Raw genomic sequence first — 23,766 nt, 5'->3', positions numbered from 1 at the left:
CCTACCGCCGAAGCTCGAAGCTGGTCGCGCCGATCTTGACGGTGGTGTTCAAGGGGACAGGAGTCGGAACCGCGAGGCGTATGCCCGCGAGGAAAGTGCCGTTCGTCGAATCGAGATCCTGAATCATCCACTTGTCGTTCCACAGCATCAGCCGGGCGTGGTGGGTCGACGTGTAGTCGTCGCGAATGACAAGACTCGAATCGGCGGAGCGCCCGATGGTGACCGATTCGACGGTCAAGGGGAATTCGGTGCCGGCCTTCGGACCGGACGTGATCACGAGCCGGGTCGCGTTCTGGGCGGTGGCCTTGTCGCCGGGGCCGAGGTCGTTCTTCGCGGCCTGCGCCGACAACTGTTCCGTCGGGGCTGCAGCGGATGCCGGCGGAGGCTGGACGAAGGCGGGGGCGGGCTGCATCACCGGGGCCGGGGCGGGCATCGCAGACGGGAACGCGGCGGCGAGCCCCGCGGACGCGACGGCGGGGGCGCCATCCTTCGGCTGTTTGCGGACCCGCTGGCCGAAGAGGTCGCTGCGGAGGGCGTAGACGATGCCGAAGATGAAGAGCCAGAGCACTAGCAGGAAACCGAGCCTCAGGACGAGCAGGGTCAGCTCGCTGACATTCATGCGGAGGGCCCCCAGAATCCGCCCATGTCGTGGCGTTCGTGCGGTGCGGCCGGCAGGTCGGAACGCTGGTCGGCAGCGGGGGCATCCGCGTGGGCCTGGGCGAGTACCCGGAACACGATGCGGGTGCGGCCGATGGTGATGACCGAATCCGGTTCGAGGATCGCCTGTTTGACGGGGACTCCGTTGAGCTGGGAACCGTTCGTGGAGCCGAGGTCGCGCACCTGCGCACGGGCGCCGTCCCAGGTGATCTCGACGTGGCGGCGGGAGGTGCCGGTGTCGTCGATGGTGATGTCGGCATCCGTGCCGCGGCCGATCACCGTGGTCGACTTGCGCAGCGGATATCGCTTACCACCGACATCGACGACGGGCGTCCAGGTGACGCTGCCCTTGACGGTGGACGAGTCGATCTGGACCATGCCCTCGCTGAGGCCACGGTCGTCGGAGAGGCTGATCGAAATGCCGCCGGCGAACTGGTACCGCTGCTCGTTGCCGTGCTGCTGGACCAGGTCGGTGAGCTCGTCGATGAGCGCCGGTCCGAGGTTGGTCATGCGCTGGAAGTCGGTGTGGCTCATGCGGACAGTGAAGCGATTGGGCGCGAGGATGCGGTCGCGGGACACCACAGCTGCCTTGGTGTCGAGTTCGCGACGCAGCGCGGAGGTGATTTCCACCGGCTGAAGTCCCGACTTGAAGGTCTTGGCGAATGCGCCGTTTACGGCGCGCTCAAGACCCTTTTCAAAGTTATCCAGAATGCCCACAGGTCTCCCGATCCGATCCTTTCGGCTATCAGCATGTTACTTGCCTCGCGTGTGAACTCGCCCGCCGGGCACATGGAGCGGGAATTGTCATCCTACGGGAGGCAGCTACGGGTACAGGTTCGGCCGGATTTCGGTCCAGCCTGAAGGCAGTCTCGCACGCCGCGAGCCCCCGAGGGTCACGAGACGGCAAACCGAGTGGATGCCGCACGCCTCTTTCCGCCTCGCCCGGCGGCCGGACGAATGGCGTTCGCACCCTGAATAGTGCTAGCCTCTCTAAGTTCGCGCGAGTGGCGGAATTGGCAGACGCGCTGGCTTCAGGTGCCAGTGTTCGAAAGGACGTGGGGGTTCAAGTCCCCCCTCGCGCACAGTGGGTTGATTGCAGTAATGCACATCCCGGTCGGACAAGAAAGGCCCCCGAGGAATCGGGGGCCTTTCGTCATTTCAGAAGGCGAAGACTTCCTCGTGCAGGCGCGCGGGCGGATGTCCGGCGTCCTTCAGCGCCGCCCGGACCGACCTGGACAGGCCGCGCGACGCACACACGTAGACGTCTCGGGCGGCAACATCGGGCACGAGCCGCGTCAGGTTCGCGGCGGTCATCTTGTTTTCGGGATCGGCGGACGGCCCGATCATCCACACGATCGAGGCACCGCGCATCCGGGCGATTTCCTCGAGCTCGTCGCGGAAGATCACATCGTCTTCGTGGGAAGCCCGGTAGAGAAGGCCCAGCGAGCCGTCACCGACCTCGAGCTCTTCGAAGAGGGCGCGCATGGGAGTGATTCCCACGCCGCCGGCGATGAGCAGAACGGATTCACGCGTGCGTTTGCGCTGCGTCATGGCCCCGTAGGGCCCCTCGGCAAGCACGCGCGTGCCCGGACGGAGGGAGTGAAGCGAGTGGCTGCCGTTCCCGAGCGCCTTCACAGTGATCCGAAGCAGGTCATTGCCGGGAGGCGCAGACAGGGAGAAGGGGTGAGCGGAGCGCCAGACCCCCGGCGCTAGAAAACGCCAGCGGAAGAACTGGCCGGCTTCGACGCGCAGCTCGTCGATGTGCCGCCCGCGCAAAATGACACTCACGACGCCGCTCGCCTCGGGAACCAGACGTTCGATCCGCAGCCGGTGCCGCCAGGCGTGCTCGAGCGGCTTGAGAACGCGGTAGCGAAGCACAAGCCCCAGGGCGAACACGAACAGTAGCGTCCAGGCGATCTGGAACCCGGGCCTGCCCGCGAGGTCGGGACCGGCCAGTTCATGCGCAAACGAAAGCGCCAGGGCGAGATAGCTGAGCAGGTGGATGCCGTGCCACGTCTCGTAGGAGACCGAGCGCCGGGCTGCTCGGACCGACATGACCGCGATCACGCCGAACAGGACCGTTCCGACGGTGGCCGCCACCAGTCCGGGCATGCCCAGGACGGCAAGGGTCGCCGTGAAGGCATCCTCCCAGTGGCTGAGCATCCAGGAATGCACGGCTGCGACCGCATGAACCAACAGGAGGACGATGAAGACGCGACCGCCCACGGCGTGCCAGCGAGCGAGCCGGTCGGCGCCGATCGAGCGTTCGAGAAACGGTGCGCGCGACATCAGGACCACCATCACCGTGACGACATATCCGGCCAGGAATCCCGTGGTGTGAGCGACGATGGCCGAGCCGAACTGGACGGGCGGGCGTAGGTCGACGAAGGCGAGTGCCGCCGCGAGGCCGGCACCGATCACGATCAGTGTTTTGATGAGCGCGGCCGCGCCGAGCGGCCGCTGCGATTGTCGATGACCCGTCACGGATGGCTGTCCGGCACGATCGCAGGAGCGGCCGGGGAAACCTCCGGAGCTGCCGCCACCATTGCCGCCGCTGAAGCGGTCATCACGACAACGACGGCCACGGACGTGAGCCAGTTCATCGCGGTCCACGCGCTACGGGAAACGCGGGAGGCGGTCACTCGGTGGTGGGGTGCAGCCGGTCCGCGGGTGCGCCGGTGGGCCGGAACTGAGGTCATGGTCCTTCCTCCAGGGTGTGAGTAGACGAGCGGAAGTTTCCTCATCGTGCGACCGAAGGTGATGACGGTGGTGCGATGCGTCTTGTGACAAAACTGGGTTCAATTGTGGTCCGCAACCCGAAATTCCGGCAGTCACCGGGGAGATCCACACGAGATCCACAGGTTCGTGAGGATTGCTCAACTCAGATGATTTCTACGGTGTAGCGTCCGGGTTGACGATGAGGAAGTCGCTCAAGCGGGTCCACCCCTCGGGAACGTCGTCGTTGCTCTCGATGACCCGTGCGCCGCCGGTTCCGCTTCCTGACGTCCACATCCCGTCCGCGGAACCGCAGGAAGAATTCGAAGGACCGTCCGGTAGCTTGACGACCATCAAGCAGAAGCCCGGGGTGCCTCGTTGCGGATCCGTGTACTTGGAGACGAAGTAGTCCACATCCCTGTTGCTGCCGACGAACCGACCGGATGCAGCGTCGATCCCGGTACTCGCGGCCTTGAGCACCGAAGGGAGCACGTCTTCGGGACCGGGCTTCTGGGCCAGGAACAGACGGATCTCCGTTGTGGAGTCATTGGCCACACAGCTTGTCAGGCCGAGGCACGACGCAGAGACCATTGCTGCCGCGATCCATACCCTTCTGGTCGCTCTGACATGAATCACGGCTAGCCCCCGCCCGCTTGAACCACGCTGTACGTCTTCGTGGGAAATCTAGCATGTCAGCGGCCGATATTGTCCGTTCGACCAGCAACTTAGATCGAGTGTCCCACTTGCCGTCTACGGGTTCACCGCCATCAGGCTCGCCCTTGCCTCGTACCGGCTGCTTACCCACATGGGAGTACTCCCGGCGTAGTGAATTCGTAGGTAAGGCGCGTTTCTGCGCATGGATTCCGTAAGGACAGCGGCGGCCGTATAGCTCCGGGATGACGCTGGATGGGTGAACAGCGCTCGAATGGACCTCTCGGAACTCACGCTCAGTCGGTGGCTCTCGCCGCTCCTCGACGGGCGTTGCCGATGGGGCAGCTACACGGTTTCGGCGGGTCGCTACGGCAGCACGAGTCAGCGGCTCGTGTTGTATCCAGCGGGGATCTCCGCACGGCAGCGCCGACGCGTTCGTGTGTGGCGGGGCTGGCTGGTGCTCGGCCTGGTGGCCACGTTCGGCGTGTTCGCAGCGCTCGTTGAGGCGGGTGCACCGAGACTCCTCGTGATCACAGCCTGCATCGGGTTTTACGGCGCGAGCACGATCGCCGTCGCCCGCGCGGCCGGATCGATTCGTCGGTGCGTTCTCGAGCTGACGGTCGTGAGCTCCAGCCTCACCCCCGACACGGGGCTCTCCGCCGAATCCCGTTATCTGGCGGGGCTCGCCTCGACACTGCTGATGGCCGAAGAGTCACTCGCCTGCGGAGCGTCGTCTCCCGCGGATCACGAACTGGTGTGGTCATCCGCGTATGCCGACGCCCAGCACCACCTCGGCGCCGGGCGCTGATAGCGGCCGGGACGTCGACAGCTTCTTAGGGCAGGGGGCCTCGGCGGGCGACGGCGCCGGCGAGCATGGCGTGCAGCAGTGGTAGCACGGACACACCCATGAGCACCGTGCCGAAGACGACATCGTCGGCACGGAGCAGGATGCCGCCGATCAGTAAGGCGGTGAAGAGGACCGCAGAGATGATCCGTCGCCCCGTTCGCTCGAGACTGCCGAGCCGACGCTCGATCCGCGGCGTCTGCACCGTGAGATTACCCTCTTCGACCCGCGTGATCAGGGCGTCGAGGCGTCCAGGCAGCCGGGCGATGATGCCGGCGGCCGACGCCGTGCGCTTCGCGATGTCTTGCACGAGGTTTCCGCCCTCTGCCCGGATCAGCTGGGCGGAGTACGGCTCGACGGCGTTCCAGATGTTGAAGGCCGGGTCGAGGGAACTGCACATCCCGCTGGTCAGCGACATGGCGCGCACGATGAGAAGGAAGTTCTCCGGGAGCTGGACCGGCAGGGTGCGCACGACATCACCGAACTCGTTCGCGAAAGCACGGAACTCACGCGGATCGACGTCCTGAAGCTCGGCGAAACCCATCCCGCCGAACCGGGCGAACAGTGCCGTCAGGGCCCGTTCGAGCTCCGCGGTGTCCGCGGAGGGCAGGAGCACACCCACCTCGCGAATGCCGTCCACCATGCCCTTGCCATTGCGGGACGCGGCGGCGATGAGCAGGTTCCGGAGTCCCCGACGCAGGGCATCGGGCACTTCGCCCATCATCCCGAAGTCGATGAACGTGAATTTCCAGGCCCGGCCGGGGGCATCCGCTGTTGTGGCGACATCCGCGGATGCGAGCGGGGTGACGAAGATGTTGCCCGGGTGCGGGTCGGCGTGGAAGTAGCCGTTGACGAAGAGCTGGTCGAACATGACGGCCGCGAACTCGGTGGCGACTTCGGCCGGGTCGATGCCCGCAGCCCTGAGCCCGTCGACGTCGTTGATCTTGATGGCGGTGACGTCCTGCAGGGTCAGTACCCGCCGGGTGGTGCGCTCCCACACGAGTTCGGGAACGCTGACGCGGGCGTCGTCCGCAAAGTTCCCCGCGAAGCGTTCGGCGCTCGCGGCCTCGTGAAGGTAGTCGATCTCCTCGAGGCTCGTCACCGCGAACTCCTCGACGAGGACAGGCATGTCGACCCGGTCCGAGACGAGGCGAATGTGGCTGAGCCAGCCGGCGACGCGGCGCAGTGCCCGGAGGTCGACGTCGACGATCGCGCCGATGCCCGGCCGCTGAATCTTCACGACGACGTCGAGCAGGCCGGTCTCTTCAGCATCGAGCGCCGAGAGCCGCGCCCGGTGGACCTGACCGAGGGATGCCGCGGCGAGCGGGATCGGATCGACGAACGAGTATGCCCGCTCGAGTGTCACACCCAGTTCGGCTTCGGCGAGGGCCCGGATGGCCGGGAAGGGCACGGCGGGGACCTCGTCCTGCAGGCCCTCGAGTTCCTTGGTGATCTCCGGCGGCAGCACATCGAGCCGGGACGACATGAACTGGCCGACCTTGATCATCAGGCCGCCCAGGTCGACCGCGAGCACGTGGAAGCGCTGCGCGATGCGCTGGAGCCGCGCCGAACGATTGCGCGCCGAGAGCCGGGCGAGGCCGATCCGGGGCAGGAACAGCTCGTACCACCAGGTCTGCACCAGGTAGCGCGCGGCGAAACGCAGGATCCTGCGGTAGCGGGCGCGCATGACCCGATCGTCGGTGATCTGAGCTCCTGGACGTCGGCGTTCTTCGGGCACCCGTTCAGTCCTGGGCGAGGATGGAGTACAACTGGCGACGCGCTTCGTCGAGCACGGCCACGGCCTTGTCCACCTGTTCCGGACTGCCGGAGCGCCCGACCTGCGCGGCCGCCTGGGCCAGGCCGATGCCGGCCTTGGGCAGTGCCGTTGCCCGGCCGCTGTCGCGGGCACCCGGGGCCTCCCAGGGGGCGGAGGTCTCTGCGGCGGCATCCGCTACCGCGCGACCCTCGTCGGTGAGCGCGTAGGTCTTGCGACCGTTGGCCTCCTCAGCCGTGATGAAGCCCTCGTCGGCGAGCAGCTGAAGCGCCGGATAGACCGAGCCGGGGCTCGGCTTCCAGGCGCCATTGCTGCGTTCCTCGATCTCGTGGATGATCTGGTAGCCGTGCATCGGCTGCTCCAGGAGGAGTGCGAGCACCGCGGCACGGACGTCGCCGCGCCCGACCCTCGTGCCGACCTTCTGCTCGAACTGGCCGCGCAACTGCTCCATCGCTTCCCAGATGGCGTTGCCGGCCCAGCCTTTGCCGGGTCCGCCCTTGCGTCCCGGAAATCCGTCTCCCATAAATGAACCACTCATGATGACCTCCTCAGCGCCGTACCAGAGCTCGACGATACCTAACGATATAACGTTCAGCGCTGAATTCGTTGGACGGATTCGGCGAGCCCGACCTCGTCCATGGCGAGGGCGCGCGAATCGGGCAGGCCCGCCGCGAGTCGCGCGAGGGCATGCCCAGGGGGCACCTGCAGCCACCGCGTCACACCGCGCTCGGACAGGATGCTCGTGGCATCGCGCCAGCGGACCGGGTGGTCGATCCCGAGCCACAGTTCGCGGCGCACCGCGGCGGCGGTGAAGAGGGTCTGCCCCGTCACGTTGCCGGCGAGCGGAATCCGCGGCCGGTCAACCTCGGTATCGGCCAGGGCCTCGCGGACGGCATCGGCTGCAGGAGTCATCAGGCTGGAATGAGCGGGGACCAGCACGTTGAGGCGCACGACGCGCTGCGCACCTGCGGCGCGCACGAGCTCGGCAACCCGGTCGAGCCCGGGATTCGTCCCCGAGGCGGCGATCTGGGTGGCGGAGTTGACATTGCTGCTCCAGACGTCGAGGCCCTCGGCGCGGGCCTGCTCCGCGGCATTCTCGACGGCTTGTTCGGCCAGTCCCTGCACCACGATCATGCCGGAGTGCGGCGGGCTTGCGGCTCGCATTGCTGTGGCGCGCAGGTCGACCAGCCGGACGGCATCCGTGAGATCGAGGCTGCCGGCCGCCACGGTCGCGGCCCAGAGGCCGATCGAGTGGCCGGCCAGATAGTCGGCCTTCAGTCCGACGTCGACCGCGGCGCGGTACCAGGCTGTACCGGCCAGCAGCAGACACAGCTGGGTGGCGCGGGTATCGTCGAGCCTCTCGGCGCCGTCCAGGTCCAGGGGGTCCTCGGGGAGCGCTCCCCGAGCGCAGTCGAGCACCTCGACGCCGGTCGCAGGCAGCGAATGCAGCATCCCGGGGATCTGTTCACCTTGCCCGGGAAAAATGACGGCGGTCATCGGCATGAGAGGCTCCAGGGATTGAGGACGAGCCGGGGCCCGTCGATGGTTCTGAGGGCGACCGGGTGCAACCCGGCCTCGCGAATCCACTCGTCGAGGGCGACGGCGCCCAGCGGCGTCTCCACCTGCAGATCGACGGGGACAGCGGCGGCAGACAGCACTCTGGCCGCGGCGTCCGCGGCGGCACGCCGGTCGAGGGGCTGCGGCGCCAGGATGGTGATGTCGATATCGCTGTCGTTGCGTGCCGTTTCGGCGCCGGTGACCAGCTCGAAGGCGAGGCTTCCCGTCACGCCCCAGGCGTCGGGAAACAACTCGTCGAGAATCGCGCCCGCGCGCTTCAGGCCGAGGAACGGCCGGAGCCCCGCGCGACCAGGGCGGGGCGACCGCGGGACGCCCTGCGGGCGCACCAGCTCCACGATGTCGGAGCTCGCGACGAGGGCGGGCCAGCGTTTGTCGCGGGTGTCGCCGCGGACGCCGACGGAAACGAGGCCCGCGTCGGCCGGGCTTCGGCGAACGACCGCCCACCCGCCGCCGGGACCGCCGAGCGCAGCGTCGACCCAGCCGGGCCTGGGCGCATCCGCCGGGCAGCTCGTGAGCGCGGCCGTCGTCGCCACGCGCACAAGATCATGTGCGCGCGGCGACGACGCGAGGCGGAGAAGCGGCACGGGTCAGATGTCCCAGGCCTCGGCGACGCGCTGGCGCACGAGAACCGAGGAGGCCCGAACCGTTCGGGCCTCCGGTGACGAGAGACGCGACCGCAGATCGCTCGAGCCTGCACGCACGGATGCGACGGCGAGCGAGACCGAGGTCGTGACGAGTGCCACGTCCGCCGAGGTGGGAGCGGCGGGCGACTCGACGTGCACCAGGTCGTGCAGCGCTCCGAGCTTGGCGAAGGAGGCGCCGTCGTATGCGGTGGCCGGGAACTTCTCCGCGACCGCGTCGAGCTCGGCGACGGACCGGCGGGTGATGCGCGCCGAGGACTGCTTGCTCATGACCTGCACGGCGATGCCGTCGTGGTCGAGCGCCACGAGGCGGTTGGCCTGCAGCCCGGTCGCGAGGAAGGCCCCCGAGATCGCGTTGCCGACCATGAGGCTCACGATCGGGTGGCCGGCGAGGCGCGCCGTTGCGAAGGCGTTCGTCGATGCGGCGAGCGACTGGTGGATTCCGACGAGCTCCTCCACGTAGCCGTATGCCTGTCCCGGCACGTCGATGACCGTGACGATGGGGCGACGCGAGTCCGTCCCCGCATCGGCGGCGACGATTCCAGTGACCACCTCGGCGAGGGCGTAACCCTCTTCGAGACCGACTTCACCGGAACGCGCCCGCGGGAAACGGGCATCCGCGTCGGGGACGACCGCGAGGAGGACGGCCGACTCCCCGCCGTCGAGTGCGATCGCGCCGACCCGGAGCGACCCGGGGAGCCCGGGAACGGCGGTCAACGAGCTGGCGAGGGCGCCGAACCAGGCGGTGCCGAACGGAGATGCTGATGCGGTGCTCACAGGGAGCCTCCCGTGCTGAGGTTTCGGATGTCGGTGGGTGTTGGTCGACCGGTGGGGTCGACCGCGGCGAGGAGGGTGCGTCCGGCGGCGATCCGGGTCGAGCGCGCGGGAACGGTCGTCCCCGGTGCCGTGCGGTAGACGTCGCGAACCGCGGCGGCGACCGCATCGGCGTCATCGTCCACGAGGGTTTCGGCCTGGCCGATGGCGACGCGCTGGGCGCCGCCGATCATGGCCCAGATTCCGGCCCGGTCGGAAGAATCGAGTTCCTCGATTCCAGCTTCGGTCTCGATGACCTCCGGTCCGTTGAGGCTGAGACGCCCTCCGCGGGTCATGATCAGGTGGCTGGTGAGCCCTGCTGCGATACCCATGCCGCCGAAGCAGCCGACGGTGCCGACGACGACTCCGACGACCGGTCCGAAGGAACGCAGTTCCACGATCGCCGAATGGATCTCGGAGATGGCGAGGAGGCCGAGGTTGGCCTCCTGCAGGCGGATGCCGCCGGTCTCCAGCAGGATGACGGCGCGGGTGGGCGTGCCGTTGCGGTTGTCATTGACGGCCTGTTCGAGGGACGAGGCGAGCTTGGCGCCCGAAACCTCGCCGATGCCGCCGCCCTGGAAGGCTCCGTCGAGGGCGACCACGACGGCGGAGACGCCGTCGATGGTTCCGCGGCCGATGACGGCCCCGTCATCACCCTGCGGGACGATGCCCTGCAGGGCGAGGTGCGGGGACTCCACCCGGGCGAACGGGTCGAGGATCTCCCGGAACGTTCCGGGATCCAGCAGTGCACGCACCCGGTCGCGGGCGCGGAATTCGGTGAAGGGCTGGGCTACGGGGCGGGTCATCGTGCACCTCCGGTGGTCGTGGTCTGGCCGGCGTCCGGGTCCTCGCGGGCGATCTCCAGGGCCTGGGCCAGGCGGAGGGAGACCATCCCGGGCGTTGCCCCGAAGTCGTTGATTTCGTAGTGTGCGACGAGCGCGGACTCGGCGAAGAAGCGGTCGAGGACGCGGCGCCAGATTGTGTCGAAGCCGTCGACGCTCGTGCGCAGTGCGACGGTGGCGGTGCTGCCGCCGGGCAGGGGGATCATGATGATCTCGAGGTCGCCGGATGAGACGGCGCCCACATGGACCGGACGTGAGAGCTTCTCAGCGGCCGGGTAATCGATGCTGATGGTTTGCATCAGGATTCCTTCCGGGAATGGGTGGGATGAGTGGATGGGGAGGCGTCCTCGATGGCCTCGAGGAAGAGTGCGAGGGCGAGGAGGTCGGCGCTGCCGCCGGGCGAGAGGTGATCCCTGCGGAGCCGGTCGTCGAGGAGTCTGAGCGCGTGCGATCCGGCGGTGGTGGCGACTCCGCCCGCTCGGAGAACGGCCGCAGCGCCGGCTTGGGCGGTCCGCAGCCCGGCGAGGCCGCCCCGGTGCAGGAGGCAGGTGTCGTCGAGCCGAGCGATGATCGTGCTGAGGGCATCCAGTCGTGTCGTCGGCTCGCTCGCACCGACGGCCTGACCCGCGCGCAGCGTCGAGAGCGCGAGGGCTGCGTGCGGAAATGCCGCCCTCGCTTCACCGATGGCGCCGGGCACGCGGTAGTGACTGCGCACCCGAGAACCGGGCGTACTCGGGTCGGGGGCGAAGCGGTCCGCGAACCGGGCGATGGTCGCCGCACGGTCGAGGATCCGCGCGCTGCCCGCGGCCGGGTCTGCGGCGGCGGCCGCACTGACGAGGCCGAGAGCCCAGATGGCGCCGCGATGGGTGTTGACGCCGTTGGTGGCATCGAGCATCCGCTGCTCACCCTCACGACCGAGCGCGGCGAGGCGTTCACGCAGCGGCTGGTCGAACACACCGTCACGCCCGGCGCCGGCCATCGCTGCGAAGGTGTCGCGCAGGGCTTCCGCCGAGCGGACCATGGTGCCCACGTCCATGTCGTGGTGGGCGCCGCCGCCGCGCAGGTCGACGAGACCTGGCTTGGGGGTCAGCGTGGCCTCCGCGACGAGCGCGTCGACGGCCAGGTCAGCCAAGTCGGCCAGATGTACCGGGCCGACCGGGTCGACGGTGCCGGTCGTTCCCGGAGCGGTGAGGACCGGTGCCTGGAGGAACCCGGACATCACCAGCTCCGGAACTTTGCGGGGGGATCGTAGAGGCCGCCTGACCAGGTGACGAGGTCTTCGATGCTCTTGGCGGCCAGGAGTGAGCGGCTCGCATCGGAGCGACGAACGCCGAGGTCTTCCGGCAGGGCGAGGATGCCGTCGCGGCGCAACTGGGCGCGCTGTTCCGGCGTGGACTCTGACCCGACCGGACCGGCTCCGGCCAGGGCGGTCACGGCCTGGCGGCGCTCCTCGAGATCGCGGGCCTTGTAGAGGTAGGCGACACCCTCTTCGCTGACCACGTGGGTGACGTCGTCTCCGTAGATCATCACGGGGGCGATCGGCATTCCGGCCGCGGTGCCGACTTCGACGGCATCGAGATGCTCGACGAAGCGCGGAGTGGCTCCGGCGCCGTAGGTTTCGGCGATCTGCACGACGAGCTTCTGGCCGCGTTTCACGCCGAGCTGACCTTCGCCCTCGCTCAGGCTCAGCCAGGCGGGAGAGGAGTGCCGGCGTCCGTGCGGGTCGCTGCCGAGGTTCGGGGCGCCCCCGAAGCCCGAGAGGCGCCCGCGGGTCACGGTGGACGAGTTGGCGAGCGGGTCGAGCTGAAGGGTGGACCCGATGAACATGTCCGTGGCGTACAGGCCGGCCACTTGCGAGATCATCCGGTTCGATCGCAGGGAGCCGTCGTGGCCGGTCGCGAAGATGTCGGACCGGGCCGCGGTGTAGCGCTCCATGCCGACCTCGCCGCCGAAGGAGGTGATGCTGTCGACCCAGCCGGATTCGATGGCGGGGATCAGGGTCGGGTGCGGGTTGAGCGCCCAGTTGCGGGCGATCTTTCCGCGCAGCCCGAGCTTCTCGCCATAGGTCGGCAGCAGGAGCTCGATCGCGGCGGTGTCGAAGCCGATCCCGTGGTTGAGCGTGGTGACCTGGTGGCGTTCGTAGATTCCGCGGATGGAGAGCATCGCGAGAAGCACGTGCACGTCGGTGATCTTCCTCGGGTCGCGGGTGAAGAGCGGCTCGATCTGGAAGGGCCGGTCGGCCGGGATGACGAAGTCGACCCAGGACCCGGGAATGTCGACGCGGGGCAGGTCGTCGACGCCGTCGACGAGTTCGTTGACCTGGGCGATCACGATTCCGCTGCGGAAGGCGGCGGCCTCGACGATGGTCGGGGTGTCCTCAGTGTTCGGTCCGGTGTACAGGTTGCCGTTCCGGTCGGCCTTGTCCGCCGCGACGAGGGCGATGTCGGGGATCAGGTCGACGAAGAGCCGGGCGTAGAGCTCCAGATAGGTGTGGATCGCGCCGACCTTCATCGTTCCGTCGGCGAGGAGGGTGGCGACCCGGGTCGACTGGGCTCCGGCATAGGAGAAGTCGACGAGGGACGCGATGCCCTTTTCGAAGAGGTCGAGGTGCTCCGGGCGCGAGATCGACGAGATCAGCATGTGCAGGTCGTTGATGCGGCCGGGGTCGACCTCGGCAAGCCCCCTGGACAGGAAGTCGGCCTGCTTCTGGTTGTTGCCCTCGAGGGCGACGGTATCGCCGGGGCGGAGGACCGCTTCGAGGAACGCGACGAGGTTGCCGGTCTCGACGACGCGGCCGTTCGCGAGGGAGCCGACAGAAGCCAGCCGTTCGAGCTTGCGCGCGCGGCGCTTCTGCCAGCGCATATCGTTGGTGGAATTCACGATTTCTCCTTAGGTTCTGGCTGCTACGCGCCGGGCGCGAGCAACAGGATGGCGATGGACAGGGTGACGATGGACAGCAGGCTGCTGAGCACGAGTGTTGAGCCCGAGACCGCCGGGCGCTCCTTGTAGCCGATGCCGAACAGGATTCCGAAGAACCCGCTCGGGATGGCGAGGAGCAACAGGGCCTGCGAGGCGAACGGCTCGGGGACGTGCAGCAGCAGCACGACGCCCAGGCCGATCAGGGGCTGGGCCACGTTCTTGATGAGGGTGGACACGACGGCGTTGCCCGTGACGCGGATGGCCTGTGCGGACAGGATGAGGCCGGTGAGGAAGAGGGCGACGCCGGCGGCGACCCCACCGATCTCACGGAGCGTGGTCGAGAAGAGGTCCGGCATCGGGAGTGCAATCAGCGCCCAGATCAGGCCGAGCACCGGTCCGACGAAGATGGGCTTGCGCACGGACGTTCCGAGGGCCTTGAGGAACCGGCGTCCCGTCGATCCGGTCTCGCCTGAGGCGGTCGCGCGGGCATTCTCGAGGAGGGCCAGGGTGAACGGCGAGATCGTCACCGAACCGACGGCGATGGCGACGGCAACGGCGAGGGCTGCCGAGGGGCCGAAGACAACGGCGGTGAGCGGGAGCCCGATCGAGGCGTAGTTCGGGAAGGCGGTGGTGAGGGACTGCACGGCGGCGGTGCTCGGGCTGACCTTGTAGAACCTGATCTGGAGCCAGTAGACGATGGCGTATGTGATGACCATCACGACCAGCAGCACGAGGGCGAGCCACCAGTTGTCCAGGATCACCTCGCGCTTGGTCGACGCGATGGAAGTGAACAGGGAGATCGGAAGGGCGAAGAGCATCACCAGGTGATTGATGCTGGTGACGTTGCTGTTGTCGACGATGCGGCGCTTGCCGGCGAAATAGCCGAGGGCCATGACGAAGAAGACCGGCAGCAGCGCGCCGGCAATGGTGAGGGCCATAGGAAGTACCTTTCGAGAAACATGCTTCGACAGCTCTCATGAAACTGACTGGTGCAACACTCCTCCGACCCGTAGCGGCCGATCCAATGCGCGGGTGTTAGCATTCATGCAGAAATGAATGAGAATCGTGAGGCCTCGTCCCCAGCGGATGTCCCGCCGGGGCCGGTCGCACGCTTGGCTCCCGCCCTCGCCCAGCTCGCCGCCCTGCTTGCCGACACCAATGTCACGCGTGCCGCCGCCGCCAGCGGGGTCAGCCAGCCCACCCTGAGCCGGACGATGGCGCGCTGGGAGCGCGACCTGGGCATCGTTCTCTTCAGCCGGGTCGGTCGCGAGATCAGCCTCACGCCGGACGGGGTAGCGCTGGCCACAGCGGCAACGCGAGCGGCGACGTTCCTGGAATCCGCCCTCGAAGACCTGAGAAGCGAGGCGCGTCCGCAGTCGCTCGCTCTCGGATTCCTGCGGTCGTTGGGTCCCACCATCGTCGGGGAGCTGGTGTCCTCCTTCCACGCCCAGGCGCCCGGAGTCCTGGTCGGTCACCGGGAAGGCGCGAGCTCGGAACTCCTCGACGACCTCGAAGCCGGCCGGCTCGATATCGTGGTCGTGGGGCCACGCCCCGCCGCCCGGTATGGCTGGCTTCGGCTGGGGCGGCAGACCCTCAGCCTGGTCGTGCCTGCGCATCACCGGCTGGCGGGGCTCGACGCGGTGGATCTGGCCGATGCGGCCGAGGAGAGCTTCCTGTCGCTCGACTCCCGCTACTCGACCAGGCAGCAGGCGGACGCGCTCTGTCACGAGGCCGGATTCGTTCCCCGGATCCTGCTCGAGGCAGACGACGCACGCACGGTGCGGGACTACGTCGCCGGCGGCCTGGGCATCGCGATCCTGCCCACGGACACCTCGGTCAACCCGCGGGTGGTGAACGTGCCGATCGCGTCTCCGAACGCCTCGCGGGAGATCGGCATCGCCTGGGACCTGCATCGCAGGCTCGGCCCCGTCGGCGCATCCTTCCGCGACAACGCCGAGGAACTCGTGGCCCGATATCCCGGTGTGGCCGACCTGCTCGATTCCTGAGCGTAGGCTGAATTCCGTCAGAGTAAATAATGTTCCATCCAGCGGAACGTGTGCCCTGCGGTACTTCTCAAGGAAGAGATTCAGTCATGGGCGAGAAACTCGCATCATCCCGATGGTCACGGCTCATGCCGGTCATCTTCATCACGTACAGCCTCGCGTACCTGGACCGGTCGAACTACAGCCTGGGCGCCGCAGCGGGAATGGCGAAAGACCTCAACATCACGGCCAGCGCTTCGGCCTTCCTGGCGGCGCTGTTCTTCCTCGGCTACTTCTTCTTCCAGGTGCCGAGCGCGAGTTACGCCCAGCGACGGAGCGCCAAGAAACTCATCTTCTACGCGCTGATCCTGTGGGGCATCCTGGCCAGCTGCATCGGCATCGTCACGAACATCTGGGTGCTGTTCGTCATCCGGTTCGCGATCGGTATCGTCGAGGCGGCCATCATGCCCGCGATGCTCATCCTGCTCAGCAACTGGTTCACCAGCAGTGAACGCTCCAAGGCCAACACCTTCCTGATCCTCGGCAACCCGGTCACCGTCTTGTGGATGTCCGTCGTCTCGGCCTACCTCGTCAACAGCGTCGGGTGGCGCTGGATGTTCATCATTGAGGGTCTCCCCTCGATCATCTGGGCGTTTGTCTGGCTGCGGATGATCGACAACTCCCCGAACGACGCAAAATGGCTGTCCGCAGGCCAGAAGAAGGACATCAACGACGAATTCGCCAGGGAACAGGTCGGACTGCACGCGGTGCCCAACTACCGTGAGGCATTCAAGCAGAAGGCCGTCATCCAGCTCTGCATCCAGTACTTCTTCTGGAGCATCGGCGTCTACGGCTTCGTAATGTGGCTCCCCTCGATCATCAAGACCGCCTCGTCCTTCGACATCGTGGTCATCGGCTGGCTCACGGCGATCCCGTACCTGCTCGCGACCGTGCTGATGGTCGTCGCCTCGTTCTTCTCCGACCGCCTCCTGAAGCGGAAGCTCTTCATCTGGCCGTTCCTCCTGGTGGCGGCGGTCGCCTTCTATGCCTCCTACCTCGTCGGAACGTCCAACTTCTGGCTGTCGTTCATCCTGCTCGTGATCGCCGGCGGTGCGATGTACGCCCCGTACGGGCCGTTCTTCGCGATCGTCCCCGAGATCCTGCCGAAGAACGTCGCGGGCGGTGCGATGGCGCTCGTCAACAGCTTCGGCGCACTCGGATCGTTCGCGGGCGCCTACTTCGTCGGCTTCCTCAACAACGTCACCGGGTCGAACGATGCGTCGTACATCTTCATGGCCCTGTCACTGATCATCGCGGTCGTGCTCACGATCCTGGTGAAGGCCGTCAGGACGCCGGACTTCACGCCGCAGGGCACGATCCCTGCCGCCTCGCCCAGCGCACCGGCCCTCCAATGACCGGCTCACGGCGGGTGTTCGTCAACACCATGGTCTACAAGGACGCGCTGGACGCGGCCGGCATTGTCCAGGCCGACCTCGTCGCCGAGGTGCGGGACCTCGGGGCCACCGGAATCGAGATCCGTCGCGAGTACCTCGCGTCCGAGCCGTCTGCCAGGCACGAGGAACTGCTCTCGATCGCCGGTCTGGCGGCAGCGGCCGGACTCGAGGTCTACTACTCCGTCCCCGAATCGCTCTTCGTCGACGGGGAGGCGTCGTCCCTGCTGGACGGGTACCTCGCCGAAGCGGAGGCGCTCGGTGCCCTCAGCGTCAAGCTGAACATCGGAGAGCCCGGAGACGAGTTGCAGGACACCGCGAGCCTCGCCGAGGTCCTGCGCGCAGCATCCGCCCGGGTCACGATCGAGAACGACCAGACCGAACGGAACGGACGCTTGGATGTGGTGTCGGCGCTCCTGCTCGACCTGCAGACCCGGAACGTGCCGATCGGGTACACGTTCGATGCCGGGAACTGGCTCTGGGCCGGCGTGGATCCCGTCGCCGCCGCCCGGGAGCTCGGCCGATACGCGACGGTCTTCCACCTGAAGGACATCGACAGCCGCGACGGTCTGCACTCCGTGCTGCTCGACGAGGGCGAGGTCGACTGGCGCACCGTGCTCGGCGAGATCGGAAGCCACGTTCCCGTCGTTCTCGAATACCCGATCCCCGATCGGGCCACCGCAGTGAGCGAACTGGCGAAGGTCCGCCGGGTCCTCGCCGAACTGACACACGACTGAACGGAACCCCATGTCCACCACTGTCCAGCGGGACTTCGACGTCGTCACCTTCGGCGAGATCATGGCGATGTTCGTCGCCGAGGAATCAGGGCCGCTCTCGCGGGTCGACCACTTCGTCCGGAGGCTCGCGGGCGCGGAATTCAACGTCGCCGTCGGATTGCGGCGGCTCGACCACAGCGTCGGGTTCGTCACCCGGCTCGGCACCGACCCATTCGGCGAATTCGCCCTGCAGCAGCTCGAGGCGAACGGCATCGATGTCGGCGAGGTCGACCTGCACGCGATCGAACCGACCGGGTTCCAGTTGAAGAACCGGCCGGGCGAAGACGAGGATCCGCTCGTCGTCTACTTCCGGTCGCACTCCGCGGCGCGCACGCTCGCGCCGACGGACGCGACGGCCGCCTACGTGCGCCGCGCCGGGCACGTGCACCTGACCGGGATCCCGCTCGCTCTCGGCGCCGGACCACGTGACCTGGCGGCCCAGGCTGTCGATGTTGCACGTGAAACCGGCGCGACCGTGAGCTTCGACCCGAACCTGCGTCCCAGCCTCTGGGCCGACTCCGACGACATGGTGCGTACGATCAACACGATCGCCGTGCAGGCGGACTGGGTGCTGCCCGGCATGAGCGAGGGGCGCATCCTCACCGGAGAGACCACCCCGGCGGGAATCGCCCGCTGGTACCTCGATCGCGGCGTCACGGTCGTCGCGGTCAAGGCCGGGTCCCGCGGCGCCGAACTCTTCGCCGCCGACGGGACGCACGCGAGCTGCCCGCCCTTCGCGGTCTCGGTCGTCGACACGGTCGGCGCCGGCGACGGCTTCTCCGCCGGGCTGCTCAGCGCGGCACTCGACGGGCTCCCGCCCGCCGAGTGGGTCTACCGCGCCGGCGCGGTCGGTGCGCTCGCCACGACGTCGCGCGGTGACCAGGAGGGCCTGCCCGATCGGGCAGGACTCGCTACATTCCTCGAGGCGCATGCGCCGACATCCGTGTGATCAGGGAGACTGACAGAATGACCACCACAACACCCGCACTCCTCCGCGTCGTCGTCGCGACACCGCTCAGCGAGGAACTCTGCCTGCTGATCGAGCGGACTGAGCCGCGCGTCGAGCTCGTGCGCGACCAGACGCTGCTGCCGCCGATGCGGCGCCCTGCCGACTACCGCGGCGACCCGGCCTTCCGGCGCACGGCCGAACAGCAGGCCGACTTCGAGCGGATGCTCGACTCGGCGGACGTGCTCTTCGGCATCCCCGACGTGAACCCGGCCGCACTCCATCGAACCGTGGAGGCGAATCCGGGACTCCGCTGGGTGCAGGTGATGGCGGCCGGCGGCGGCTCGCAGGTCAAGGCCGCCGGCCTCGGCCAGGCCGATCTCGACCGGGTCGTCTTCACGACCTCCGCGGGGGTGCACGGTGGCCCGCTCGCCGAATTCGCGATCTTCGGCATCATGGCCGGAGCCAAGCAACTGCCCGTGCTCCAGCGCGATCAGCGCGCGCACTTGTGGCCCGAGCGCAGGGCCCTCGGCCAGGTGCGCGCCCAGACCGTGCTCGTCGTCGGGCTCGGCGGAGTGGGCCGCGAGGTCGCCCGGCTCGCGAAGGCGCTCGGGATGCGCACCATCGGAACCAGCAGGGACGACCTTCCCGTTCCCTTCGTCGACGAACTGGTCCACACCGACGACCTCGCGGCCGCCGCCGCCCGTGCCGACGCGATCGTCGTCGCCCTGCCGGGAACGGCCGCGACCCTGAAACTCGTCGGCGACAACGTCTTCGCCGCCGTCCGACCGGGAACGACCCTCGTCAACATCGGCCGCGGGACGGTCGTGGACGAGGATGCCCTCATCCGCGCCCTCGAGTCCGGCCGGATCGGGTTCGCGGCCCTCGACGTGTTCGCGAAGGAACCCCTCGACCCGGCCAGCCCGCTCTGGGACTTCCCGAACGTCGTGATCAGCCCGCACACCGCAGCGCTCGACGCCGGCGAGGAACGCCGGATCGCCGAACTCTTCGCCGACAACGCGACCCGCTTCCTCGACGGCCTCCCCCTCCGCAATGTCGTGAACACCGTCGAGTTCTACTGAGCCGACTGGTCACCTGCCCGACCTGCTGCCCGACGGGTTGCCCGACAAGTCGCCCGACCCGGCGAGCAGTCAGGTGCGGCGACTAGGGTCGGACGAATGCGTACTGCGACCCCTTCACTCCCGTCCGTCTCTCCAGCCTCCGGCTTCGTGAGGGTGCGGGGCGCCAGGGAGAACAACCTGAGGGATGTTGACGTCGACGTTCCCCGCGACGCGATCGTGGCCTTCACGGGCGTCTCCGGCTCAGGCAAGTCCTCTCTCGCCTTCGGCACGATCTTCGCGGAGGCCCAGCGCCGGTTCCTCGAATCGGTGGCCCCGTACGCCCGCCGGCTGATCCAGCAGGGCCACACCCCGCAGGTGGACGAGATCACCGGCCTGCCACCCGCCGTCGCGCTGCAGCAACGGCGCGGCACCCCGAGTTCGCGGTCGACGGTCGGGACCCTGACCACTCTGTCGAATTCCGTGCGCATGATGTATTCCCGTGCGGGCACATACCCGGCGGATGCGCCCAGACTCGAATCCGACTCCTTCTCGCCCAATACCGTGGCCGGGGCCTGCCCGCGCTGCCACGGGCTCGGAATCGCGCACATTCCGACCAGCGCGAGCCTCGTGCCGGACGGGACCCTCAGCATCCGCGAGGGCGCCGTCGCGGCCTGGCCGGGGGCCTGGCAGGGCAAGAATCTCCGCGACATCCTGATCACCCTCGGCTACGACGTCGACGTGCCGTGGAACGACCTGCCGGCCGAGGCGAGGGACTGGATCCTCTTCACGGAAGAGCAGCCCGTCGTGGAGATCACGCCGCAGCGCGACCGGATCGCCAAGCCGTACCAGGGCCGGTTCTGGAGCGCCCGGAGCTACATTCTGCACACCCTCGCCGACTCGCAGAGCCAGAGCCAGCGGGAGCGCGCGCTCCGGTTCGTGGAGTCCGGGCCGTGTCCGGTCTGCGACGGGACCGGACTCACGCCCGCCGCGCTTGCCGTGACGGTGGCCGGGCTCTCCATCGCCCGGTTGGCCGGGCTGCCGCTCACCGACGTTGCCGAGACCCTGCGCCCGCTCACGCAGGCCGCTTCCGCCGAACGGCGCGAGGCATCCGCGGGGGTCGAAGCCACGATCAGCCGCGACCTGCTCGCGCGCATCGAGGTCCTGGTCGGCCTCGGACTCGGCTACCTCAGCCTCTCACGCCCCACCCCGACGCTTTCGCCCGGCGAGATGCAGCGTCTTCGGATCGCGACCCAGTTGCGGTCGGGACTCTTCGGCGTGGTCTACGTGCTCGACGAGCCCTCCGCGGGTCTCCACCCCGCCGACGCCGAACCTCTCCTGGTCGTGCTCGAGCAGCTGAAGGCCTCCGGCAACTCGGTCTTCGTCGTCGAACACAACATGGATGTCGTGCGCGCCGCCGACTGGGTCGTCGACGTCGGGCCCCACGCCGGGACCGGTGGCGGTGACGTGCTCTACAGCGGCCCCATCGCCGGGCTCGCCGGGGTCCCGGAGTCGGTGACCCGGCGCTTCCTCTTCCCCGGTGCAGATCCGGAAGACCCGGCGGATGCCGTACGCCCGGTGCCGGCGCGGAGGGAACCGCAGGCCTGGCTCGGCCTGCACGGGGTCAGCGTGCACAACCTGCAGAAGCTCAACGCCGAGTTTCCGCTCGGGCTGCTCACCGCGATCACCGGAGTATCGGGGTCCGGAAAATCGACTCTGATCAGTCAGATCGTCGCCGACGGCCCCGTCGACCGCCTCGTCACCGTCGACCAGAAGCCGATCGGCCGCACCCCCCGCTCGAACCTCGCCACCTACACCGGCCTGTTCGACGCGGTCCGCACGGCTTTCGCAGCCACCCCCGCAGCCCGCAGCCGCGGTTTCGGGGCCGGGCGCTTTTCCTTCAACGTCGCCGGCGGCCGCTGCGAGACCTGCCTCGGCGAGGGCTCCGTCACGGTCGAACTCCTCTTCCTCCCCGGCAGCTACGCCCTGTGCCCGGCCTGCCACGGTTCCCGGTACAACCCGGAGACCCTCGAGATCCACTACCGCGGCAAGACCATCGCCGACGTCCTCGGCCTCAGCGTCGACGACGCCGCCGGGTTCCTCGCGGACGTGCCTGCCGCCGCCCGCAGCCTCGAGACCCTCCGCGAGGTCGGACTCGGCTACCTCCGCCTCGGCCAGCCCGCCACGGAGCTCTCCGGTGGCGAGGCCCAGCGCATCAAACTCGCATCCGAACTCCAGCGCGCCCGCCGCGGCCACACGCTGTACCTGCTCGACGAGCCCACAACGGGCCTGCACCCAGCGGATGTCCAGCTCCTGCTCGCCCAGTTGAACCGCCTGGTCGACGCGGGCAACACCGTCATCGTGGTCGAACACAACCTCGACGTCATCGCGGCCGCGGACTGGGTCATCGACCTCGGCCCGTCCGGAGGGGACGCGGGCGGGCGCATCCTCGTGGCCGGTCCGCCTGAGGTCGTCGCAGCCCACGACGGCAGCCGGACGGCCCCCTATCTCGCACGGCGACTGCAGGAATAGGCGTAGCTCAGGCGTTTCGGACCAGCCGGAGCACCGGAATCCGCCGTTCGACGGCGCGCTCCTGGTACCCGGCGAAGCCCGGCGCGCGGGCGATGATCTTCCCCCAGGCTCTGGCGTGTTCCTCGCCGTCCAAATCGGTCGCGGTGACCGCGACCGTTCCTTCCGGGGTCTCGATAGAGGTCTCCGGCTGCCGGAGCAGGTTGAAATACCAGGCCGGGTGCCGGGGCCGGCCGCCAGCGGAGGCGACCACGAGCCAGGCGTCCCCGTCTCGGATGGACATCACCGGACTGACGTGCTCGACGCCCGTGCGTGCTCCCGTCGTATGGAGGAGCACGAGATTCGACCCGAACCCGGCCGTCGTGACGTGGCCGTTGTTCTCCCGGAACTCCGAGATGATCTGTTCATTGAAGTCGCTCACTAGAATGCCTCTCGTCGACGCGCCGCCGGTGCAGGGATAGTACAACGGGAAGAGGAACTTATGACGGGCGAACTGGTTCTGGTGACCGGAGGGTCTGGCTTCGTCGGCGCGCACTGCATCGTGCGGCTCCTCGACGCGGGCTACCGGGTGCGCACGACGGTGCGCTCCCTCGGCCGCGAGCCGGAGGTGCGCGCCATGGTCGCTGACGGCGGGGCGGATGCCGGCAGCGCCCTCTCCTTCACCGTCGCGGACCTGCTCTCCGACGCCGGGTGGGCGGAGGCCGTGAGCGGCTGCGCCTTCGTCCTACACGTCGCCTCGCCCTTCCCCGCGCGTGAGCCGGCGGACGAGGACGAGCTCATCGTCCCCGCCAGGGACGGAGCGCTCCGGGTGCTCCGGGCCGCACGGGATGCCGGCGTGCGGCGGGTCGTGCTGACTTCCTCGTTCGCCGCCGTCGGTTATGGCGCCCAGCATCCGGACCGCCCGTTCACCGAAGACGACTGGACGGACCCGACCGGTGCAGTGAGCGCATACGTCAAGTCCAAGACCATCGCCGAACGTGCGGCCTGGGATTTCGTCGCGAGGGAGGGTGGCGCGCTCGAACTCACGGTGATCAACCCTGTCGGGATCTTCGGGCCCGTGCTCGGCACGGACCTCTCCAGCTCCGTCGAACTCCTCCGCGGGCTCTTGACGGGCGCGGTGCCTGCGGTGCCCCGGATCCAGACCAACGTCGTCGACGTGCGCGACGTCGCCGACCTGCACGTGCTCGCTATGACGAGCCCGCTCGCACCCGGCGAACGGTTCCTCGCCGTCGCCGGACCCCCGATGACCTTTCCCGAGATCGCCGCGCTGCTGAGGTCGAACCTCGGCGATGTCGCGCGGCGGGTGCCCCGCCGGGTGCTGCCGTCCTGGCTCGTCCGGGTGCTCGCCCCGTTCAGCGCCCCGCTCCGTCAGGTCGCCCCGCAACTCGGCATGACACGGAACGCCTCGAATGACAGGGCCAGGCGGATGCTCGGCTGGGAGCCTCGATCCAACGAGGAGGCCGTCCTCGCCACCGCGGAGAGTCTCCTCGCACTTCGGCTCCTCTGAGCGGATCGTACTGACGGGCATCACCTGGCCCTTTCGCCCGCGCACGACACCCCCTAATGTGTTGTCGAACGCAGACGGAGAAG

Annotated in this window: 24 protein-coding genes and 1 tRNA gene; 9 read left to right on the top strand and 16 right to left on the bottom strand. The window is 68.4% G+C overall.

What is annotated here, in order from left to right; all coding sequences use genetic code 11:
- Position 1: 1 nt before the first annotated feature.
- Together MQH31_RS15480 and MQH31_RS15475 are read right to left on the bottom strand one after the other, a co-directional pair.
- A complete protein-coding gene (locus tag MQH31_RS15480) occupies positions 2-619 on the bottom strand; it encodes an FHA domain-containing protein FhaB/FipA (protein WP_243012796.1) in 618 nt (205 codons plus the stop codon).
- Positions 616-1,374 (bottom strand): FHA domain-containing protein, encoded by a 759-nt coding sequence (locus tag MQH31_RS15475; protein WP_243012795.1) that lies wholly within the window; start codon positions 1,372-1,374, stop codon positions 616-618. Before MQH31_RS15475 ends, MQH31_RS15480 begins: the two co-directional genes overlap by 4 nt.
- 281 nt (positions 1,375-1,655) lie before the next feature.
- On the opposite strand from MQH31_RS15475, the gene MQH31_RS15470 reads away from it, so the two are divergent.
- Positions 1,656-1,739, top strand: a tRNA-Leu gene (locus MQH31_RS15470).
- 76 nt (positions 1,740-1,815) lie between these two features.
- Here MQH31_RS15470 and MQH31_RS15465 read toward each other — a convergent pair.
- The 3 genes from MQH31_RS15465 to MQH31_RS15455 all read right to left on the bottom strand — a co-directional run bounded on the left by MQH31_RS15465 (position 1,816) and on the right by MQH31_RS15455 (position 3,963).
- Complete coding sequence (locus tag MQH31_RS15465; protein ID WP_243012794.1) at positions 1,816-3,141, bottom strand: ferredoxin reductase family protein; 1,326 nt, start codon at positions 3,139-3,141, stop codon at positions 1,816-1,818.
- Positions 3,138-3,356 carry a hypothetical protein gene (locus MQH31_RS15460; RefSeq protein ID WP_243012793.1) on the bottom strand — a complete coding sequence of 73 codons (219 nt, stop codon included), beginning with the start codon at positions 3,354-3,356 and terminating at the stop codon, positions 3,138-3,140. Before MQH31_RS15460 ends, MQH31_RS15465 begins: the two co-directional genes overlap by 4 nt.
- A 193-nt stretch (positions 3,357-3,549) precedes the next feature.
- The gene (locus tag MQH31_RS15455) at positions 3,550-3,963 is read right to left on the bottom strand and encodes a hypothetical protein (RefSeq protein WP_243012792.1); all 414 of its coding nucleotides are present in this window, start codon (positions 3,961-3,963) and stop codon (positions 3,550-3,552) included.
- A 319-nt stretch (positions 3,964-4,282) separates the two neighbouring features.
- Between MQH31_RS15455 and MQH31_RS15450 the strand changes: the two genes are divergently transcribed.
- Positions 4,283-4,831 (top strand): DUF6611 family protein, encoded by a 549-nt coding sequence (locus MQH31_RS15450; RefSeq protein WP_243012791.1) that lies wholly within the window; start codon positions 4,283-4,285, stop codon positions 4,829-4,831.
- Positions 4,832-4,856: 25 nt separating this feature from the next.
- Here MQH31_RS15450 and MQH31_RS15445 read toward each other — a convergent pair whose 3' ends face one another.
- From MQH31_RS15445 to MQH31_RS15400, 10 genes are read right to left on the bottom strand one after another with little or no spacing between them, the layout of a single operon-like run.
- Complete coding sequence (locus tag MQH31_RS15445) at positions 4,857-6,554, bottom strand: ABC1 kinase family protein (protein WP_243012790.1); 1,698 nt, start codon at positions 6,552-6,554, stop codon at positions 4,857-4,859.
- A gap of 55 nt (positions 6,555-6,609) precedes the next feature.
- A complete protein-coding gene (locus MQH31_RS15440) occupies positions 6,610-7,179 on the bottom strand; it encodes a PadR family transcriptional regulator (RefSeq protein ID WP_243012789.1) in 570 nt (189 codons plus the stop codon).
- A 53-nt stretch (positions 7,180-7,232) separates the two neighbouring features.
- Entirely contained in the window at positions 7,233-8,138 is a 906-nt protein-coding gene (locus MQH31_RS15435) for an ACP S-malonyltransferase (protein WP_243012788.1), read from the bottom strand.
- Positions 8,135-8,803 (bottom strand): malonate decarboxylase holo-ACP synthase, encoded by a 669-nt coding sequence (locus MQH31_RS15430; RefSeq protein WP_308196468.1) that lies wholly within the window; start codon positions 8,801-8,803, stop codon positions 8,135-8,137. The genes MQH31_RS15435 and MQH31_RS15430 overlap by 4 nt, the downstream gene beginning before the upstream one ends.
- A 3-nt stretch (positions 8,804-8,806) precedes the next feature.
- Positions 8,807-9,637, bottom strand: a complete 831-nt coding sequence (mdcE, locus tag MQH31_RS15425; protein ID WP_243012786.1) for a biotin-independent malonate decarboxylase subunit gamma — start codon at positions 9,635-9,637, stop codon at positions 8,807-8,809.
- Entirely contained in the window at positions 9,634-10,479 is an 846-nt protein-coding gene (locus MQH31_RS15420; protein WP_243012785.1) for a biotin-independent malonate decarboxylase subunit beta, read from the bottom strand. The genes mdcE and MQH31_RS15420 overlap by 4 nt, the downstream gene beginning before the upstream one ends.
- The gene (gene mdcC / locus MQH31_RS15415) at positions 10,476-10,814 is read right to left on the bottom strand and encodes a malonate decarboxylase acyl carrier protein (protein WP_134534719.1); all 339 of its coding nucleotides are present in this window, start codon (positions 10,812-10,814) and stop codon (positions 10,476-10,478) included. Before mdcC ends, MQH31_RS15420 begins: the two co-directional genes overlap by 4 nt.
- Positions 10,814-11,734: a triphosphoribosyl-dephospho-CoA synthase gene (locus MQH31_RS15410; protein ID WP_243012784.1), complete on the bottom strand. Its 921-nt coding sequence runs from the start codon at positions 11,732-11,734 to the stop codon at positions 10,814-10,816. The genes mdcC and MQH31_RS15410 overlap by 1 nt, the downstream gene beginning before the upstream one ends.
- Complete coding sequence (mdcA, locus tag MQH31_RS15405; protein WP_243012783.1) at positions 11,734-13,395, bottom strand: malonate decarboxylase subunit alpha; 1,662 nt, start codon at positions 13,393-13,395, stop codon at positions 11,734-11,736. The genes MQH31_RS15410 and mdcA overlap by 1 nt, the downstream gene beginning before the upstream one ends.
- Before the next feature lie 23 nt (positions 13,396-13,418).
- The gene (locus tag MQH31_RS15400) at positions 13,419-14,372 is read right to left on the bottom strand and encodes an AEC family transporter (protein WP_134534717.1); all 954 of its coding nucleotides are present in this window, start codon (positions 14,370-14,372) and stop codon (positions 13,419-13,421) included.
- Between the two features lie 114 nt (positions 14,373-14,486).
- On the opposite strand from MQH31_RS15400, the gene MQH31_RS15395 reads away from it, so the two are divergent.
- The 6 genes from MQH31_RS15395 (at position 14,487) to MQH31_RS15370 (ending at position 22,179) form a co-directional block, all read left to right on the top strand.
- Entirely contained in the window at positions 14,487-15,440 is a 954-nt protein-coding gene (locus MQH31_RS15395) for a LysR family transcriptional regulator (RefSeq protein ID WP_243012782.1), read from the top strand.
- Positions 15,441-15,526: 86 nt separating this feature from the next.
- Entirely contained in the window at positions 15,527-16,831 is a 1,305-nt protein-coding gene (locus MQH31_RS15390; RefSeq protein ID WP_243012781.1) for an MFS transporter, read from the top strand.
- Positions 16,828-17,604, top strand: coding sequence for a sugar phosphate isomerase/epimerase family protein (locus MQH31_RS15385; RefSeq protein WP_243012780.1), 777 nt, complete (start codon positions 16,828-16,830; stop codon positions 17,602-17,604). Before MQH31_RS15390 ends, MQH31_RS15385 begins: the two co-directional genes overlap by 4 nt.
- 10 nt (positions 17,605-17,614) lie before the next feature.
- Positions 17,615-18,592 (top strand): sugar kinase, encoded by a 978-nt coding sequence (locus MQH31_RS15380; RefSeq protein ID WP_243012779.1) that lies wholly within the window; start codon positions 17,615-17,617, stop codon positions 18,590-18,592.
- A 17-nt stretch (positions 18,593-18,609) separates the two neighbouring features.
- The gene (locus MQH31_RS15375; protein ID WP_243012778.1) at positions 18,610-19,671 is read left to right on the top strand and encodes a D-2-hydroxyacid dehydrogenase; all 1,062 of its coding nucleotides are present in this window, start codon (positions 18,610-18,612) and stop codon (positions 19,669-19,671) included.
- A gap of 96 nt (positions 19,672-19,767) precedes the next feature.
- Complete coding sequence (locus MQH31_RS15370; protein ID WP_243012777.1) at positions 19,768-22,179, top strand: ATP-binding cassette domain-containing protein; 2,412 nt, start codon at positions 19,768-19,770, stop codon at positions 22,177-22,179.
- A gap of 7 nt (positions 22,180-22,186) precedes the next feature.
- On the opposite strand, the gene MQH31_RS15365 is transcribed toward MQH31_RS15370, so the two are convergent.
- Positions 22,187-22,597, bottom strand: a complete 411-nt coding sequence (locus MQH31_RS15365; protein WP_243012776.1) for a nitroreductase/quinone reductase family protein — start codon at positions 22,595-22,597, stop codon at positions 22,187-22,189.
- Between the two features lie 60 nt (positions 22,598-22,657).
- Between MQH31_RS15365 and MQH31_RS15360 the strand changes: the two genes are divergently transcribed.
- Positions 22,658-23,683, top strand: coding sequence for an SDR family oxidoreductase (locus tag MQH31_RS15360; RefSeq protein WP_243012775.1), 1,026 nt, complete (start codon positions 22,658-22,660; stop codon positions 23,681-23,683).
- Positions 23,684-23,766 lie beyond the last annotated feature (83 nt).

It is taken from the genome of Cryobacterium zhongshanensis (assembly GCF_022760445.1).
Taxonomy (GTDB): domain Bacteria; phylum Actinomycetota; class Actinomycetes; order Actinomycetales; family Microbacteriaceae; genus Cryobacterium; species Cryobacterium algoricola.
This window is presented reverse-complemented; position numbering and strand designations above follow the sequence as displayed.

Excerpts from the sequence above, each read along its gene's own strand:
- MQH31_RS15400 (WP_134534717.1), bottom strand. The coding sequence starts at position 14,372 with ATGGCCCTCACCATTGCCGGCGCGCTGCTGCCGGTCTTCTTCGTCATG.
- MQH31_RS15375 (WP_243012778.1), top strand. The coding sequence starts at position 18,610 with ATGACCACCACAACACCCGCACTCCTCCGCGTCGTCGTCGCGACACCG.
- MQH31_RS15370 (WP_243012777.1), top strand. The coding sequence starts at position 19,768 with ATGCGTACTGCGACCCCTTCACTCCCGTCCGTCTCTCCAGCCTCCGGC.
- mdcC (WP_134534719.1), bottom strand. The coding sequence starts at position 10,814 with ATGCAAACCATCAGCATCGATTACCCGGCCGCTGAGAAGCTCTCACGT.
- MQH31_RS15410 (WP_243012784.1), bottom strand. The coding sequence starts at position 11,734 with ATGTCCGGGTTCCTCCAGGCACCGGTCCTCACCGCTCCGGGAACGACC.
- MQH31_RS15360 (WP_243012775.1), top strand. The coding sequence starts at position 22,658 with ATGACGGGCGAACTGGTTCTGGTGACCGGAGGGTCTGGCTTCGTCGGC.
- MQH31_RS15420 (WP_243012785.1), bottom strand. The coding sequence starts at position 10,479 with ATGACCCGCCCCGTAGCCCAGCCCTTCACCGAATTCCGCGCCCGCGAC.
- MQH31_RS15380 (WP_243012779.1), top strand. The coding sequence starts at position 17,615 with ATGTCCACCACTGTCCAGCGGGACTTCGACGTCGTCACCTTCGGCGAG.
- MQH31_RS15455 (WP_243012792.1), bottom strand. The coding sequence starts at position 3,963 with ATGGTCTCTGCGTCGTGCCTCGGCCTGACAAGCTGTGTGGCCAATGAC.
- MQH31_RS15460 (WP_243012793.1), bottom strand. The coding sequence starts at position 3,356 with ATGACCTCAGTTCCGGCCCACCGGCGCACCCGCGGACCGGCTGCACCC.
- MQH31_RS15385 (WP_243012780.1), top strand. The coding sequence starts at position 16,828 with ATGACCGGCTCACGGCGGGTGTTCGTCAACACCATGGTCTACAAGGAC.
- MQH31_RS15480 (WP_243012796.1), bottom strand. The coding sequence starts at position 619 with ATGAATGTCAGCGAGCTGACCCTGCTCGTCCTGAGGCTCGGTTTCCTG.
- MQH31_RS15445 (WP_243012790.1), bottom strand. The coding sequence starts at position 6,554 with ATGCGCGCCCGCTACCGCAGGATCCTGCGTTTCGCCGCGCGCTACCTG.
- MQH31_RS15440 (WP_243012789.1), bottom strand. The coding sequence starts at position 7,179 with ATGAGTGGTTCATTTATGGGAGACGGATTTCCGGGACGCAAGGGCGGA.
- MQH31_RS15435 (WP_243012788.1), bottom strand. The coding sequence starts at position 8,138 with ATGACCGCCGTCATTTTTCCCGGGCAAGGTGAACAGATCCCCGGGATG.
- MQH31_RS15390 (WP_243012781.1), top strand. The coding sequence starts at position 15,527 with ATGGGCGAGAAACTCGCATCATCCCGATGGTCACGGCTCATGCCGGTC.
- MQH31_RS15395 (WP_243012782.1), top strand. The coding sequence starts at position 14,487 with ATGAATGAGAATCGTGAGGCCTCGTCCCCAGCGGATGTCCCGCCGGGG.